This is a genomic window from Variovorax sp. EBFNA2 (assembly GCF_033802765.1).
GTDB lineage: Bacteria > Pseudomonadota > Gammaproteobacteria > Burkholderiales > Burkholderiaceae_C > Variovorax > Variovorax paradoxus_H.
Genome location: NZ_CP138497.1, coordinates 417,816 through 431,968, shown reverse-complemented (window position 1 = coordinate 431,968; position 14,153 = coordinate 417,816). Strand labels below are relative to the sequence as shown.

Genomic DNA, 14,153 nt, shown 5'->3' with positions numbered 1-14,153 from the left:
TGCCCATGCGCATGCTTGCGTGGCTATGTTGCCAACGCGGCGGCCAAGGCTTGTGCCAGATCTTCTCGCAGATCGTCAACGCCCTCCAGGCCGATCGAGAAACGCAGCAAGTGCCCAGCATAGCTCTGCTTGCCGCTGCGGATGCTTCTCATGTCATAGGGCATGACCAGGCTCATGGGCCCGCCCCAGGACAGACCAATCCCGAACAACCGAAGGCGGTCGCAGAAGGCATCGACTTGTGCGGGGGTGCAGGCCTCGTCGATGAGCACCGAGAAGAGTCCGGCGGCTGCGTTGCAGTGCGTGGCCCAGTGCTCGTGCCCAGGGCAGGATGCCAGAGCCGGATGCAGGACCCTGCGAATGCCGTCCTGTTCGGCCAGCCAAGAGGCGAGCGCCCGGGCCGTGGCGTCGTGCAGATCGTAGCGGGCCTTGATGGATGCCAAGCCCCGCAGCACCAGTTCCGCATCGTTGGCGCCCACGCCCATTCCGAGGTCCAGGTAGGCCCCGCGGAGCTTGTCATGCAACTCGTCGTCGTTCGTGACGATCGATCCCATCAGGACATCGGCACCACCGGAAGGGTACTTTGTCAACGCGTGGACGCAGACGTCTACACCCATCTCGAAAGGGGAAAAAGCAATGCCCGCACCCCAGGTGTTGTCGAGCCCGACGATCACGCCTGCCTTCTTGGCCGTCGCCACCAATGTGCGAAGGTCCGGGAATTCCATGGTGATCGATCCTGGTGCCTCGACCCAGACGAGCTTCGTGCGCACGCTGAGCTTGGCCTGCAGATCGGCAACGTCCAAGGGGTCGTAGCACTGATGGGTGATGCCCAGCTGCGAGAGGGTCGCGCGTGCATGGCGCAGCGAGGGCCCGTAGACGTTGGTCGGCAGGAGCACTTCGTCGCCGGTCGACAGCAGGCCGAGGTTGACCAACGCGATCGCGGCTTGTCCGCTTGGACAGAGCAGGCAGTGCCGGCCGCCTTCGAGCGTGCACAGACGCTGCTCAAGGGTGTAGGTCGTCGGCGTTCCGTAGAGCCCGTAACTGTACCCGTCGCGATGGCCGAATGCCTTGGCACGTTCGCGCACCGTTGCTGCGTTTGGGAACAGGACCGTCGAGCCCTTGAACACGCCCGGCGGAATCGCTTGGTAGCCGGCCGGGGGGACGTAACCGTGGTGAATCAGTCGGGTGCTGATGTCTTGAGACATGTCGAGAGCTCTTCTGCAGGTGGAGAGCTTCAATGTATCGGAACACGAGCTTGCCGCCTATGCGGCCACCCTAGGCAAATCCGCACATCGGGTTGCGGCGAAGTAGCAAGGACAATGCAGCCCGGCTGCCGCCGCTAGGATGCGGCATCGAACCACTTGGCTTCGCCCGCAAAAAGGTCAGTCAGCTTGCAGAGCCCAGTAAAAATCGCCTGCCGAATCGAAGCCTGATCGACGTTCTCGAAACCATAGCGCGGCCACTTCGCTCGTTCTGAGCAGCGTCATCTAATCGCTGTGTTTTTTGATGGCGAAGCATGAGAACGTGCAGCCCATCGTCAGTGCCTCTCACCCATCAGGCTACCCGCGCGGCTGCGCATCTGCAGGGCCGTTCAGCCACTCTTGCTTTGACACGAAGAGCTGCTTTAAGTACTCGGTGACGGCCCGGATCCGCGCCGAGTACTGGAGGTCATGGTGCACGCTGACCCAGAGCGTTCGCATCACCCTCGCCTCGCCGGCAAGCACCGGCACCAGCGTGTCCTCTTTCACCACCGAGAACTTGGGAAGCAACACCAGGCCGAGCCCGGACGCGGCGGCGGCCGTCTGAGCCAGCATGCTGTTGGACTGGAAGCTCATCGGAGGCTTTGCGACCAGTTCATCGAGCCAGCGCACGGCGTCGAGCTGGATCAAGTCGTCCAGGTATCCAACGAACTGATGCTTTGGCAAGTCGGACAGACTTGCAGGCACTCCGTGGCTTTCAAGATACCCCGGCGAGCCATACAGGTACAACGCGAACGAGCCCGCTGTCTCGCATTCCAATCCCTGGCCGATCGGTTTGAAGAAGCTGACGAAAACGTCGGCTTCCCGACGGCTCACGTTGACAACGGAGGAAGACGTCACCAGTTCTATCCGCAGCTTGGGATACTTCCGCAGCAGCGACTCGAGATGGCGAGCTACGAACGTGGTTCCGATGCCCTCCATCATGGCCACGCGCACGCTGCCCGAGGGCTCCATATTGGTTCCACCGAGTTCCTCCTGAAGGGACAAAACTGCGCGCTCCATCTTGTCAGCCTGGAGGGCAAGAACATGCGCAAGCTCGGTAGGTTTGAGTCCGGCGCGGTGGCGTTCAAAAAGCGGACCGCCCAGGCACAGCTCCAACTGCGACAGCCGCCGGCTGACGGTGGAGTGATCAATGCGAAGCTGCCTGGCCGCCTGGGTAAGACTTCCCGTACGGTTGATATGCAAAAACAGGCGCACATCGTCCCAATCGAGATTGGCAAGGGGTACCTTCTTGGTCGTCATGCAGCCTTCCTGTGCATCGTCGTGTGCAAGCTTGATTCTTCGGCCTGAACGACCGGTGATCGTTGATAGCACTTCGTTTGGCGACGCGCAATGCTGCATGGACCCGAGGAGCCCGCAAAAACGCATCTCTCATTGCGCATTTTTGAGTATCGGATGGCCCCTATCGGCAACTATCCTTTTGGCTTCAGCAACGCATAGCGAGTATCTGACATGAGTTCATTGCCCCGGGTGAAGGTTGCAGCCGCCCACGCAGCGCCGGTGCTGCTCGACAAGTCCGCCACCACTGAGAAGGCGGTTTCGATCATCAAGGAGGCAGCCCTCCATGGCGCACAGGTGATTGCGTTTCCGGAAACCTATATTCCGGCGTTCCCGGTCTGGGCGGCCCTGTGGGCGCCAATCTACAACCACGATCTGTTCGAGGCGATGGTCGAGAACAGCGTCTACGTGCCGGGGCCCGAGGTGGCCTTGATCGCTGCGGCCGCCAAACGCTTCGGGGTGTGCGTATCGATGGGCATCAGCGAACGCAGCACGGCCAGCGCCGGCTGCATCTGGAACTCGAACATCCTGATCGGCGAGACAGGCGAGTTGCTCAACCATCATCGCAAGCTGGTGCCGACCTTCTACGAGAAGCTGGTCTGGGCGGCCGGAGACGGGCAAGGACTTCGGGTCGCCGAGACACGTTTCGGGCGCATCGGCGGTCTGATCTGCGGCGAAAACACCAACCCGCTCGCACGCTTCTCGCTCATGGCGCAGGCGGAGCAGATCCATATCTCCAGTTGGCCTCCGATGTGGCCCACGCGCAAGCCATCGGGAGGGGGGAACTTCGACAACGTTGCGGCAAACCGCATTCGGGCGTCCGCTCATTCGTTCGAAGCCAAGGCGTTCGGAATCGTCTGCGCGAGCTTCATGGACAAGGCGATGCGTGACTTTCTGGTGGATCGCGATCCCGCCGTGGCAGAGGTGATAGACGGCACACCGCGCGCTGCGTCCATGTTCGTGGACCCCACGGGTACGCAGATTGGAGATACCCTCCAGAATGAGGAAGGAATCGCCTATGCCGAGTTCGACCTGAACAAGTGCATCGAGCCGAAGCAATTCCATGACGTGGTGGGCTACTACAACCGATTCGACGTGTTCTCGCTCGGCGTCGAACGCCGCCGCCACGAGCCGGTCGCGTGGTCCGGATCGTCCGATCCGCAATTTCCGCGACTGCTCGACGATGAGGTGACCGCCGGGGTGCTGGATGAATAGTGACACTTTTCTGCCACCGCTGCCCTACGGAGAGGAGCGTTCGGTTGTCATAGGCCGGTCTCGCGGATTCCATCTGAAGCCGCCGCCCGCCCCTGCGGCACTGCGCGACTTCATCACCTCCGATGCGCAGCTCTTCGAGACCATCCACATGGGTTCCGTCGAAGTCGACGCCAAGCGCTGGAGGCTGCAAGTGGACGGGCTCGTCCACAACCCTTTCTCTATCGACCTGGACGCTCTCAAGCGGCTGCCTTCGGTCTCCATCACAGCCTTCCATGAGTGCTTTGGCAGCCCCCTCGTACCTACCAGCGCCAATCTCTGGCGTGTCGGCAATGTGCGATGGACAGGTGTGCCACTGGCTGTGCTGCTCGAGCACGCGCAGCTCGAGGCAGGTGCCACCCATGTCTGGTCGGACGGCCTGGACAGCGGCGAGTTCGGCGGCCGCAGCATGAACCGCTATCGCAAGGATCTGCCGCTTTCAAAAGCGCTGTCGTACGAGGTACTCGTGGCTTACGAGATGAATGGCAAACCCTTGACACGCGAGCGGGGCGGACCAGTTCGGCTCGTGGTGCCTGGCTGGTTCGGCACCAACATGACCAAGTGGCTGTGCCGCCTGTCGGTCCGGGGCGGACGTGCAAATTCCCCCTTCACTACCCTTTGGTACAACCGCGACAGCGAGCGCGAAGGCGAAGTCTTGCGAGAGCCGGTGTGGTCTGTCGAGCCCAACTCCTTGATTACCCATCCCGCGCAAGGCGACACCATCTCCGCGGATGAGGTGGCAGTGAAGGGCTGGGCCTGGAGCGGCAACGGCATCGATGGCGTGGCCCTCAGCACCGACGGCGCCGCAACGTGGCTGGAGGCTGAGGTCCTGCCACGCCGGGAATTCGAATGGCAGCAGTTCGCGGCGACACTGCCGCTGCCGCAAACCCCCGGCCTTGTGAGCATCATCGCGAGAGCCCGTGACGCGGATGGGTCGATCCAGCCATTGAGCGGGACACGGAACGCAGCCCATTCGACTCAGATTAGCTGGTTTTTACCGTGAACGGCCGTCCCCTACGTCGCCAAACACGGCTGCAAATGGCACGGGCTGTTTGAGCGATTTCAACTGGCTCACGCTCTATGCACACCTAAGCCATTGGGCCAAATCAGAGGGACCGGATCTCGGGTTTGAACAGTTGCAGCGTGCGCAGATCGTGCAGATCAAGCTCGAAACCGCATTGGCCAAGGCGCATGCACCCGGCCAAAACAGCACCGCACGTCTAAAAAACTGTCTGCGAGTTATCGGCAAGCCCCATGAGGCGTGGAATACCAAGCTCAACCTCGTCACGGCGGGTGCACCCACGACCTGACCTTCTCGCTGCCCCCTGGTAAGCGCATCCCGTCTGCCCAGTTTGATATAGCGCTTAACCGCACAAACGCGCTCTTCGCGGCAAGCACCTGATTGAGCACCTGATCGCCGTTGCGCAGATGGCGGTGGAACAACAGGATCGCACCATCGCTCATGTTGCAGCCATCAAAGGCTGCCTTGATGTTGCGCAGCAACTTGTTCCGGCCGGCGACGGCGGACCAGACCCTCGCCGCGGCTGGAGCCTGCGCCAGCCCTTGGAACGACCGTACCGGACCGAATCCTTCGATGAACGCAGGAAGTTCGCGAGAGCTCAAGGCAACTCAACCTGCCAGCCGGCCCCTGAGTCGCGCGAGCGTGCGGCGGGTCTGGAGTACGTCAGTTGATTTCGCCCAAGGCCCGCCGCACAAGCTCCTCTGCCGAACCGTCGTCCCGCAGACCCAGCCCACGGGCGGATGCGTCGTCGAGATGCGGATAGCGCCCGAACACCGCCTCCACATCGGGACGAGGTTGGAATGACACCAATGCGCGACGGGACTCGCCGTAACGTGCCGAGCACGTGTCGATGATGTCCCGGATCGAGAGACGCAGCACAGGCATTGGCCAAGCCCGCCCGGAGTCAGCATGCGAGACATCCATCACTGCCGCATGGGCCAAGTTCTCGGCGCAGCGACGCGCCGACATCCACCACGCCGTGGCCTCGGGACCTACGGGGCAGGTGAAGGTTTCGTCGACCTTGAGCGCGTGCAGGATGTCGCTCATGAATGCGGAGGAGAGCCCCGCGCTGCTCTTCGCGCGGGCGACGATGCCAGGGAGCCGGACAGATCGGCCATCCAGAAGACCGCGGCGCGTGAAGTCCGCCAGGAGGATCTCACACACCTGCTTGTGTGCACCGTATGTGAGCGGCGGTCGCAGTAACGTCGTCGGCGTGACAAGGTCCGGCAGGTCGGATCCGTACACCGCGATGCTGCTCGCATACACGACCGTAGGCCTGGTGCCGCTCGCCGCCAGGGCCTCGAACAACGAGAGCGATGCGTCGAGGTTGACCCGTCGGCCGAGCGCATAGTCCGCCTCGGAGGCACCTCCAGGGACTGCCGCGAGGTGAAAAACCAGGTCGGGCCGGAACGTTGCGACCTTCGCCATCACGGCAGGCTGCGTGAGATCGCCGCGGATGGCGGTTTCCCCTGACCTGTCCGACAAGATCTGGTCGGCGAGCGCCAGTGCTTCGATGCACCGGCCGCCGAGTTCGCCGCGCTCACGCAGCAGGTCGGCGACGTGAGCGCCGATGAAGCCGCCACCGCCGGTGATAAGGACTCGCATCGGATTCAATCCAGTTCGCTGGTGCACACGCGCTGCTCACGCCTGCGGCGGCGTAGGAGCGCGAATGATGCGCTGGTCAATGGCACCGAAGACCGGTCCGCCCTCCTGGCGCACCTCCATGCGGACGCGGTCGCCGAAGCGCATGAACGGCGTCTTGGGTGCGCCGTGCTCAATAGCCTCGATCGCACGGCGCTCCGCGATACAGGCCGAGCCCTTCTGCCCTCCTGCATTCGAGACAGTGCCGCTGCCGATGATCGTGCCCGCGGACAGGCGGCGCGTCGCAGCCGCATGCGCGATCAGATCGTCGAAGCCGAAGTTCATCTCACCGCCGTTTGGGTTGCCGAACCATGTGCCGTTGCATTCGACATGGAGGTCCAGGTGCACGCGCGCATCCCGCCAATGCTCGCCGATCTCGTCCGGCGTCACCGCTACCGGCGCGAAGCTGGAGGAAGGCTTCGCCTGGAAGAACCCGAAGCCGGTCTTCATTTCACGTGGACCGAAGGAACGCAGACTCACGTCGTTGATCTGCACCAGCAGCGCGATGCGGCTGCGCGCGAGGTGCGCCGAAGCACCCAGGGGCACCTCGCGCAGGATCACGCCGTACTCGCCTTCGAAATCGATGCCGTGCGCCTCGTCCGGCAGCGGAACGTCGTCGGTGGATCCCAGGAAGTCGTCGGAGCCGCCCTGGTAGATCAACGGGATCGTCTCCGTGTCGGGAATGGGCGCGAGGTTGAACGCCCTCTCCATCAGGCGGCCGTGATTCAGGAAGGCAGAGCCGTCGCACCATTGCGACGCCCTCGGCAGCGGTGCGGCAGCCTGGCGCGGATCGAACGCCGATGCGCCCTCCGCCTGCCCCGCATTGACTTGTGCATAGAGTTGCTGCAGCCGCGGCTCGCACTCGGTCCAGCGCTCCAACGCGTCGAGAAGGGTCGGCGCGATCGCCTGCGCGCTCACCGATTGCTGCAGGTCGCGCGACACGACGACGAGTCGGCCGTCCTTGCCGCCCTTGAGGGATGCCAGTTTCATGCTTTTTTCAGTTCGAAGAACATCGCAACATTCACCTCAGCCCCGCCCGGCCAGCGCCTGGCCGATGGCGGGATCGTACGTGCCGTCTATCAGGACGAAGAGCATCCGGCATGGCTTGCCGGAGCGGTTGGCCCACGCATGGTTGGTGCCGCGCTGCACGACGACGCTGCCGGTATGCAGTTGCACCTCGCCCTGATCCAGGACCAGCGTGATCTCGCCCTCCATCACGACACCATAGTCGACGCTCTCCGTGCGGTGCATCAGCGGGTGCGGCGCGCCCCGGTCCGCCGTGGAAGCCGCCATGTCCCCGATCTCGCTGAAACCCGCGCGCAACTGCTCGGCGCTGCGACTGAACAGCTCCTCGCTGTCCGGTGGAATGTCCACGAACCGGAAGCGCGTGCCACTTGATGGTGGCGGCAGCGTCAGCGGTCCGGTGGTCGGGTCCGGGCCGTTGTCCACACGCACCGGCGCGCCCGTGGTCGCCCATACCTCGTGAAAAACCGTACCCGGAATGGCCTTGATTTCCGCCACGACCGGCAGCGGTCCGTTGCTGGTGATGACGGCATTGCCCTGCGCGTCGTGGCCGGTGACCACACGATGAATGACTGGAAAGTTCATGATTTTTCTCTCATTCGAATTGGAGCTTGGACTCTTTGGCTATCCCGCGATAGAGCACGAGGTCGTCGCGTATCCCTTCGGCAAAGCGAGCGGAGCTGCCGCCCTCAGGCCGCAGCCCGAGCTCTGCGAACCGCTTCTGCACCGCAGGATCGGCCAACGCCACGCTGGCAGCCTTGTTCAGTTTCTCGAGCAAGGGCGGCGGGGTCGTTGCGGGTGCCAGCACGCCCACCCAGGATTCGAGTACGAAGGCCTTCACGCCAGCCTCGGCTGCCGTCTGCGTCCCGGGGAAGCGCGGATCCCGCTGCTTGCTGGTGACCGCCAGCAGCTTGATGTGCCCCGCATCGACCAGCGGCTTGGCCGAGGCATCGAACGCCATGTCCAGCTGGCCGCCCGCGACATCGTTCAACGCGCCTGCCGTGGAGCGATAGGGGATGTGCACGAGGAACGTTCCGGTCAGCGACTTGAAGTACTCGCCGGCAAAGTGCGCGCCGCTGCCCATGCCGGCGCTGCCGTAGCTCAACTTTCCGGGATTCTTCTTCGCATACGCGATGAACTCGGCAAGCGTGCTGGCTGGAATGTCCTTCTTCGTGACGATCTGCAGACCGTAGGTCGCGGTCATGCTGACCGGGGCCAGAGCCTTCGCAGGGTCGAAGGAAATCTTCGGATCGACCACCGGGAGGATGCTGTAGCTCGAATTCGTGAACAGAAGCGTGTTGCCGTCGGCGGGCGCCTTCATCACGACTTCGACGCCCAACCGGCTGCCGGCACCGGGCCGGTTGTCGATGATGATGACCTGGCCGAGCTGGCGGCCCATGTGCTCCGCCATGATGCGGGCCACCTGGTCCGTGACTCCGCCCGGCGGAAAGGGAACCACCATCTTGATCACATTGGGCTGCGCGTGGGCCGAGCCAGCCGCGGCGATCACAATGATCGCGGCGAAGAGCAAGGAACGCCACGCGGGGCGAGGCTGGTACTTCATCTCTGTCTCCTGATTTTTCTGAAAGCGTCAGCCGAAGGCAGGCGCCAGCCCATCCCAGCACAGGTACTTGATCTCGAGAAACTCCTCGATGCCGTGGTGCGAGCCTTCGCGGCCGAGACCGCTCTGCTTCACGCCGCCGAAGGGCGCCACCTCATTTGAGATCAGGCCGCAGTTGATACCAATCATTCCCGACTCGATCGCGGAAGACGCTCGCCAAATGCGGGCGGCGTCGCGGCTGTACAGGTAGGCGGCCAAGCCGAAGTCGGTGGCGTTCGCAAGCGCGAAAGCTTCCTCGTCATTCTCGAAGCGGAACAGCGGGGCGAGCGGGCCAAAGGTTTCTTCGCGAGCCACGGCCATTCCTGACCTGGCCCCCACGATGACGGTCGGCTCGAAGAATCGGCCCCCGAGCGCGTGGCGGTTGCCGCCATGCAACACGGTGGCGCCGTTGGCAAGCGCATCGGCGATGTGCTCCTCGACCTTCGTCACAGCCGCGTCGTCGATCAGCGGTCCCAGTTGCACGCCTGCTTCCAGGCCATTGCCGACACGAAGCCTGGCCACCCGCTCCACGAGCTTGGCCGCGAAGGCGTCGTACACGCCCGCCTGGACCAGCACCCTGTTGGCGCTGATGCAGGCCTGGCCTGTGTTGCGAAACTTCGCAGCAACGACGCCGTCGGCGGCCGCATCGAGATCCGCATCGTCGAAGACGATGAACGGCGCATTGCCGCCGAGCTCCATGGAACACTTCTTGATCGTCCCCGCGGCCTGTGCGAGCAGCAGGCGCCCAACCTCCGTCGAACCGGTGAATGTGATCTTGCGCACAAGAGGATGCGATGTGAGCTGATTCCCGATGTCGCGGGTATCGTTTCCCGTCAGGACGTTAAACACCCCTGCCGGCACGCCGGCGCGCCGGGCGAGCTCCGCCAGCGCCAACGCGGTGAGCGGCGTCTGGCTCGCGGGCTTGACCACCATGCTGCAGCCTGCCGCCAACGCCGGGCCCGCCTTGCGCGTAATCATTGCCGCAGGGAAATTCCAGGGCGTGATGGCTGCGCAGACCCCGATCGGCTCCTTCAGCACCACGATGCGCTGGGTGTCCTTCGGTGCCGGAATCACATCTCCGCGCACCCGCTTAGCTTCCTCGGCGAACCACTGCAGGAAGGAGGCCGCGTAGTCGATCTCCACCTTCGCTTCGGCGAGCGGCTTGCCCTCTTCCAGCGTGATCAGTGTTGCGAGATCGTCGCGGTGCCGAATCATCAGCTCGTACCAGCGGCGCAGCACTTCCGAACGGTGCTTGGCCGTAGTCTTGCGCCAGGACAGGAAAGCTGCGTGGGCAACTTCGATTGCGTTGGCGGTCTCCGCCTCCCTGAAGCGGGGAAGCTCAGCCAGGACGACGTTGTCGGCCGGATTGCGCAGCGTGTACGTGCCGTGTGGTGTGGAGCCGATCCACTCGCCGCCTACATGAGCTGCGGTGCGGAAGAGCTCGGGGTCCTCGAGAAGGTATCGCATGGTGCCTTCTTTCAGCATGGGTTGCGACCAACCATGTACGCGCTGTCCGGGTCCTTGGTGACCGGCAGGCCGGATGCCACCAACCCCTGGCGCAGCATCTTCATGAGGCGGTCCGGCACACGCATCGCCGGCGCCCGCAGAGGGCCACCGTTGAAGCCTGCCAGCCAGTCCTGGTACTTCCACATCGTCCGGTTCAACACGCCGGTGCCGCCGGCGTAGCTCTGTGCGGCGGCGCCGTTGGCGCTGCGCGCCGGGTTGACCTTCCAATACAGCTCCATTGCAGACTCCCACTCGCCGCTTCTCGCCAGATCGAAGGCGTGCGGGTAGTAGGTGCTCATCCATTGCGTGTTGCTGGTCCCGGAAAACTGCAGCTTCATCACGCTCATGAGCGGGATGGCATCGCCTTCGATCGGGCAGCTGATCACCACGTCGTCGCGGAAGTGGTGGTACATCTCGCACAGGCCCGCGGGCAGCGGGAATCCCTGCTCCGACTTGATCGCCACGATGTTGGGGCAATCCTTCAGCAGGCGGCGCACCAACTCGACCGACATGCCCGCCGGATGGACGCGCTCGAAACCCCACAGCGGAATCGGGAACAGCATCACGGCCAGCTGCGTCGCGTCGCAGAACTGCTTGGTGTAGTCGTAGATCTCCTGCTCGGTCGTCGGCCAGAACTGCGGGGGATAAGACAGGAGCACGATGTCCGCGCCGGCCTTCTCCGCCAGTTTCACGGCCTGGATGTTTTCCGCGAGTGTGCCGAAAGCCGCATGGAAAAAGAGACCCATGTCGCTACCTGCCGTGTCGCGCGCCCATGCCGTGAATTGCGCATTCTCTTCGGGGGTGATTGCCACTTCGGCGCAAAGAAGCGTGTAGCTGTAGCCGAGTTCCTTGGCGAGCGCGATGTCGTGGCGGATGCCCTTTTCGTTCAGGTTGCTCAGGTCTGCGGAGTAGCTGGGAATGGTGACAGCGGAGCAGCCGACGAGGTGGTCGCGCGCCCAGGCGCGGGCGTCCTTGCGTTGATAGGTAGGCATGGTATTCCTTGGGTTGATTGGTTGACTTACTTGGCGACCGGCACGATGCTGTGGGCCATCTCGGTACCGATCCCCATGGCTCGGGCGCGGGCCAGCAGCATCTCGGCGGTGATGACGTCCTGCAGTGCGGAGCCGACGGATTTGTAGAGAACGATGTCTTCTGGCTTGCGTGCGACCCCGCCTCCAACGAAGTCGGCGAGTGACACCAGCTTGCCGGCGAAGCCGACACCGGCTCGGGTCGCTGCCAGCATGTCGCCGGTGTCGTGGGCGACCTCTTCGGGCATGTCGGCGACGATCAGGGACGCACGGACGATGGTTTCTTCATCGACCTCGCGCTGTTCGGGCAGCGTGGAGCCGATGGACACCACGGTCATGCCGGGGGCCAGCCATTCACCGCGGATCACTGGCGACTCGTCGCGGCTGCGCGCGGCGCAGAGCACGACATCCGCACCCTCGATCGCTCCGGACGCCGATGCAGCGGCCTCGATGTCGAGGCCGTGCTCTTCGCGGACCGTCGATGCAAACTTTTCCCGGTTCGCCGGTGTCGGGCTGAAGATGCGAACGCGCGCGATATTCCGTACTGCGACCAGCGCTGCGAGCAATCCCTTCGCCTCGAAGCCAGAGCCGATCACGGCCACGCTCAACGGCTTGAGGGGCGCTGCGGCGTTGACAGCGACCGCGGCGGTGGCTGCGGTTCGAATGCCCGTGATGCGGTTGCCGTCGATCAGCGCGGCCAGGCCCATGGTCTCCTGGTCGAAAAGTGAGACGAGGTAGCTGGCACGACGCGCCTTCATGCTGGCGGAGATCAACTTGCAGCCCATGTGCCTGCCGCTGGGGGATACGGCCGTGAGACCGCGCAGCCAAGTGCCTTCGCCCCGGGCCATGGAACGCGGCGGCACCATGGCCGCGGCAATCGTGCTGGCGTAGGCGCTGCGCAGGGCGTCGAAGGCGGCCTGCCAGTCCGTCAGCCGAGCTACATCCTCGTCCGTGAGAAAAAGGGTCGGCGGCAACTCTATGGCGGCCGCGGAATTGAAGGTGCCCAATGCGATGTCTCCTGTAATGGACACGATCGTAGGCAGCGCCTCTCCCTCTGGCGACCCGGAAGAGGCCAAAGCAGCTTTCCCGATTTGGAATAGCTTATGGGTTCTGTCTTGCCGACTTGAGCATGGCCGGTGCCATGGTCTTGAGCAGGCGCATGACTTCCCAGGTCGCCTTGGTGTGAGCGCGGTGCTGAGTGATCCCGAGGACGATCGCGCGTGACAACACAGGGCGGACAATGCGAATGGCCGCGAGCCGGCGCGCCTCATTGGCTGTCAGCGTGCCCGCCGTGATCGCATATCCGCCGCCACTGGCCGTGATCTCGTGCTGCAGTCGGATTGAGTCGGCCTCCAGCACTTGAGTGAGAGTCAGGCCCTTGTGCCGCGCGAGTTTCGCCAGTCGCGCACGCAGCGGATGTGGCTCGCTCGGCAGCACCAAAGGCAGACCTGCAACCTCCTCGAAGTCGATCGTCTTTCGGGTTGCCAGAGTGTCCTTCGCAGGCACCACCAAGTAGAGCGAAAGACGTGTGAGCACGGTTTCTTCAGGCGAAGCGGTGTCTTCCTCACGCAGCAACAGGGCGAGGTCAAGCCGGCCTTGGGTCAACCATTCCTCGAGTTGGGCGCTCGACCCTTCGGTGAGATGCAGCCGGACCTGCGGCCACGACTTGCGGACGGTCGAAAACACGGGGCCAGCCAGCATACTGACTGTGGAGGGCAGCAAGCCGACACGCACGTCACCGACGGGGGTTCCGCTGTTCGTGCGCATATCATCGGCCAGTTGCTCAGCATCACGGATCAGCGCCGTCACGCGCGGATAGACCTGTTCTCCGAATTCCGTCAGCACCACGCCGCGGCCGGTGCGGCGGAACAGGCGCGTCCCCGACTCTTGCTCCAGCCGCGTGATGTGCCGACTCACCACCGACTGCTGCATGTCGAGCGCGAGCGCGGCGCCCGAGACACTTCCGGAGTCCGCAACTTTGACGAATAGTTGCCACTTGGGGTCGAGTATGTTTTGCACGCGGGAATTGTGCATGGGCCGCCAGGCGCCGGTGCACTAAAAACCGTTCGAAATCTTGCGAGGACGAAGAGCTTGTCGCACTACACAGTGCGCAAATGCCTGCGCACGAGGCCCAGCCGCCAATGCACCGGCGAAGCCCGCAGTGATGATCTGGCACCATTTCGACACGGTGAAGCTGGCATTCTTGGCTGACACGCACTGCCGAAGGGGCGGCAGACCGTCAAGGCGCTGCTCCACCTTGCTCAGGCCGAGTACGAAGGTGGTTGTGGCCAACAGACCGAGTTCACCCGTGCGTTGCGACCGCAGCAAGGCGGTGTGGCGGTCGGCAGGGCGTTCGTGCCACTGAACTTCTAACTGGGCAAGGCCCTTCAATTCGGCCGGACCGACGAAGCGCTGGTGATGAACGGGATCTGCCACAAGCTGTAGGTCGTGGATACCAAGCTGTGCGCGAACCGGGCGTTCTGGCCAATGCCCGCCAATTGACGGGGCTGTACTGCTCGCCGCTAGGGACCGGCAACTCCAAAAGTTGC

Annotated in this window: 15 protein-coding genes; 3 read left to right on the top strand and 12 right to left on the bottom strand. The window is 63.6% G+C overall.

Annotated elements, in window-relative coordinates:
- Positions 1-23: 23 nt before the first annotated feature.
- Both RZE79_RS32365 and RZE79_RS32360 read right to left on the bottom strand, forming a co-directional pair.
- Positions 24-1,202: a PLP-dependent transferase gene (locus RZE79_RS32365; protein ID WP_319362329.1), complete on the bottom strand. Its 1,179-nt coding sequence runs from the start codon at positions 1,200-1,202 to the stop codon at positions 24-26.
- A gap of 354 nt (positions 1,203-1,556) precedes the next feature.
- Complete coding sequence (locus RZE79_RS32360) at positions 1,557-2,498, bottom strand: LysR family transcriptional regulator (protein ID WP_319362328.1); 942 nt, start codon at positions 2,496-2,498, stop codon at positions 1,557-1,559.
- Positions 2,499-2,708: 210 nt separating this feature from the next.
- On the opposite strand from RZE79_RS32360, the gene RZE79_RS32355 reads away from it, so the two are divergent.
- The 3 genes from RZE79_RS32355 to RZE79_RS32345 are packed head-to-tail and all read left to right on the top strand — an operon-like array spanning position 2,709 to position 5,095.
- On the top strand, positions 2,709-3,749 hold the full coding sequence (locus RZE79_RS32355; protein WP_319362327.1) for a carbon-nitrogen hydrolase family protein: 1,041 nt from the start codon (positions 2,709-2,711) through the stop codon (positions 3,747-3,749).
- The gene (locus tag RZE79_RS32350; RefSeq protein ID WP_319362326.1) at positions 3,742-4,788 is read left to right on the top strand and encodes a molybdopterin-dependent oxidoreductase; all 1,047 of its coding nucleotides are present in this window, start codon (positions 3,742-3,744) and stop codon (positions 4,786-4,788) included. Before RZE79_RS32355 ends, RZE79_RS32350 begins: the two co-directional genes overlap by 8 nt.
- A 49-nt stretch (positions 4,789-4,837) precedes the next feature.
- Positions 4,838-5,095: a hypothetical protein gene (locus RZE79_RS32345; protein ID WP_319362325.1), complete on the top strand. Its 258-nt coding sequence runs from the start codon at positions 4,838-4,840 to the stop codon at positions 5,093-5,095.
- Here the strand turns inward: RZE79_RS32345 and RZE79_RS32340 are convergent.
- The 10 genes from RZE79_RS32340 to RZE79_RS32295 form a co-directional block, all read right to left on the bottom strand.
- Positions 5,070-5,408: a hypothetical protein gene (locus tag RZE79_RS32340; RefSeq protein WP_319362324.1), complete on the bottom strand. Its 339-nt coding sequence runs from the start codon at positions 5,406-5,408 to the stop codon at positions 5,070-5,072. The genes RZE79_RS32345 and RZE79_RS32340 overlap by 26 nt on opposite strands.
- Before the next feature lie 61 nt (positions 5,409-5,469).
- Positions 5,470-6,411, bottom strand: coding sequence for an NAD-dependent epimerase/dehydratase family protein (locus RZE79_RS32335; protein WP_319362323.1), 942 nt, complete (start codon positions 6,409-6,411; stop codon positions 5,470-5,472).
- A 36-nt stretch (positions 6,412-6,447) separates the two neighbouring features.
- On the bottom strand, positions 6,448-7,437 hold the full coding sequence (locus RZE79_RS32330) for a fumarylacetoacetate hydrolase family protein (protein ID WP_319362322.1): 990 nt from the start codon (positions 7,435-7,437) through the stop codon (positions 6,448-6,450).
- Positions 7,438-7,473: 36 nt separating this feature from the next.
- Positions 7,474-8,055, bottom strand: coding sequence for a cupin domain-containing protein (locus RZE79_RS32325; protein ID WP_319362321.1), 582 nt, complete (start codon positions 8,053-8,055; stop codon positions 7,474-7,476).
- A 10-nt stretch (positions 8,056-8,065) separates the two neighbouring features.
- Positions 8,066-9,034, bottom strand: coding sequence for a tripartite tricarboxylate transporter substrate binding protein (locus RZE79_RS32320; RefSeq protein ID WP_319362320.1), 969 nt, complete (start codon positions 9,032-9,034; stop codon positions 8,066-8,068).
- Between the two features lie 27 nt (positions 9,035-9,061).
- The gene (locus tag RZE79_RS32315; protein ID WP_319362379.1) at positions 9,062-10,537 is read right to left on the bottom strand and encodes an NAD-dependent succinate-semialdehyde dehydrogenase; all 1,476 of its coding nucleotides are present in this window, start codon (positions 10,535-10,537) and stop codon (positions 9,062-9,064) included.
- Between the two features lie 11 nt (positions 10,538-10,548).
- Positions 10,549-11,568 (bottom strand): dihydrodipicolinate synthase family protein, encoded by a 1,020-nt coding sequence (locus RZE79_RS32310; RefSeq protein ID WP_319362319.1) that lies wholly within the window; start codon positions 11,566-11,568, stop codon positions 10,549-10,551.
- Positions 11,569-11,594: 26 nt separating this feature from the next.
- Complete coding sequence (locus tag RZE79_RS32305; protein ID WP_319362318.1) at positions 11,595-12,611, bottom strand: ornithine cyclodeaminase family protein; 1,017 nt, start codon at positions 12,609-12,611, stop codon at positions 11,595-11,597.
- A gap of 94 nt (positions 12,612-12,705) precedes the next feature.
- Positions 12,706-13,638: a LysR family transcriptional regulator gene (locus RZE79_RS32300; protein ID WP_373696600.1), complete on the bottom strand. Its 933-nt coding sequence runs from the start codon at positions 13,636-13,638 to the stop codon at positions 12,706-12,708.
- Positions 13,639-13,659: 21 nt separating this feature from the next.
- On the bottom strand, positions 13,660-14,040 hold the full coding sequence (locus RZE79_RS32295) for a hypothetical protein (RefSeq protein ID WP_319362316.1): 381 nt from the start codon (positions 14,038-14,040) through the stop codon (positions 13,660-13,662).
- Positions 14,041-14,153 lie beyond the last annotated feature (113 nt).

Bases quoted from the DNA above. Each gene is read 5' to 3' on its own strand.
- RZE79_RS32330 (WP_319362322.1), bottom strand. From the start codon at position 7,437: ATGAAACTGGCATCCCTCAAGGGCGGCAAGGACGGCCGACTCGTCGTC.
- RZE79_RS32320 (WP_319362320.1), bottom strand. From the start codon at position 9,034: ATGAAGTACCAGCCTCGCCCCGCGTGGCGTTCCTTGCTCTTCGCCGCG.
- RZE79_RS32350 (WP_319362326.1), top strand. From the start codon at position 3,742: ATGAATAGTGACACTTTTCTGCCACCGCTGCCCTACGGAGAGGAGCGT.
- RZE79_RS32355 (WP_319362327.1), top strand. From the start codon at position 2,709: ATGAGTTCATTGCCCCGGGTGAAGGTTGCAGCCGCCCACGCAGCGCCG.
- RZE79_RS32315 (WP_319362379.1), bottom strand. From the start codon at position 10,537: ATGCGATACCTTCTCGAGGACCCCGAGCTCTTCCGCACCGCAGCTCAT.
- RZE79_RS32325 (WP_319362321.1), bottom strand. From the start codon at position 8,055: ATGAACTTTCCAGTCATTCATCGTGTGGTCACCGGCCACGACGCGCAG.
- RZE79_RS32310 (WP_319362319.1), bottom strand. From the start codon at position 11,568: ATGCCTACCTATCAACGCAAGGACGCCCGCGCCTGGGCGCGCGACCAC.
- RZE79_RS32300 (WP_373696600.1), bottom strand. From the start codon at position 13,638: ATGCACAATTCCCGCGTGCAAAACATACTCGACCCCAAGTGGCAACTA.
- RZE79_RS32360 (WP_319362328.1), bottom strand. From the start codon at position 2,498: ATGACGACCAAGAAGGTACCCCTTGCCAATCTCGATTGGGACGATGTG.
- RZE79_RS32335 (WP_319362323.1), bottom strand. From the start codon at position 6,411: ATGCGAGTCCTTATCACCGGCGGTGGCGGCTTCATCGGCGCTCACGTC.
- RZE79_RS32365 (WP_319362329.1), bottom strand. From the start codon at position 1,202: ATGTCTCAAGACATCAGCACCCGACTGATTCACCACGGTTACGTCCCC.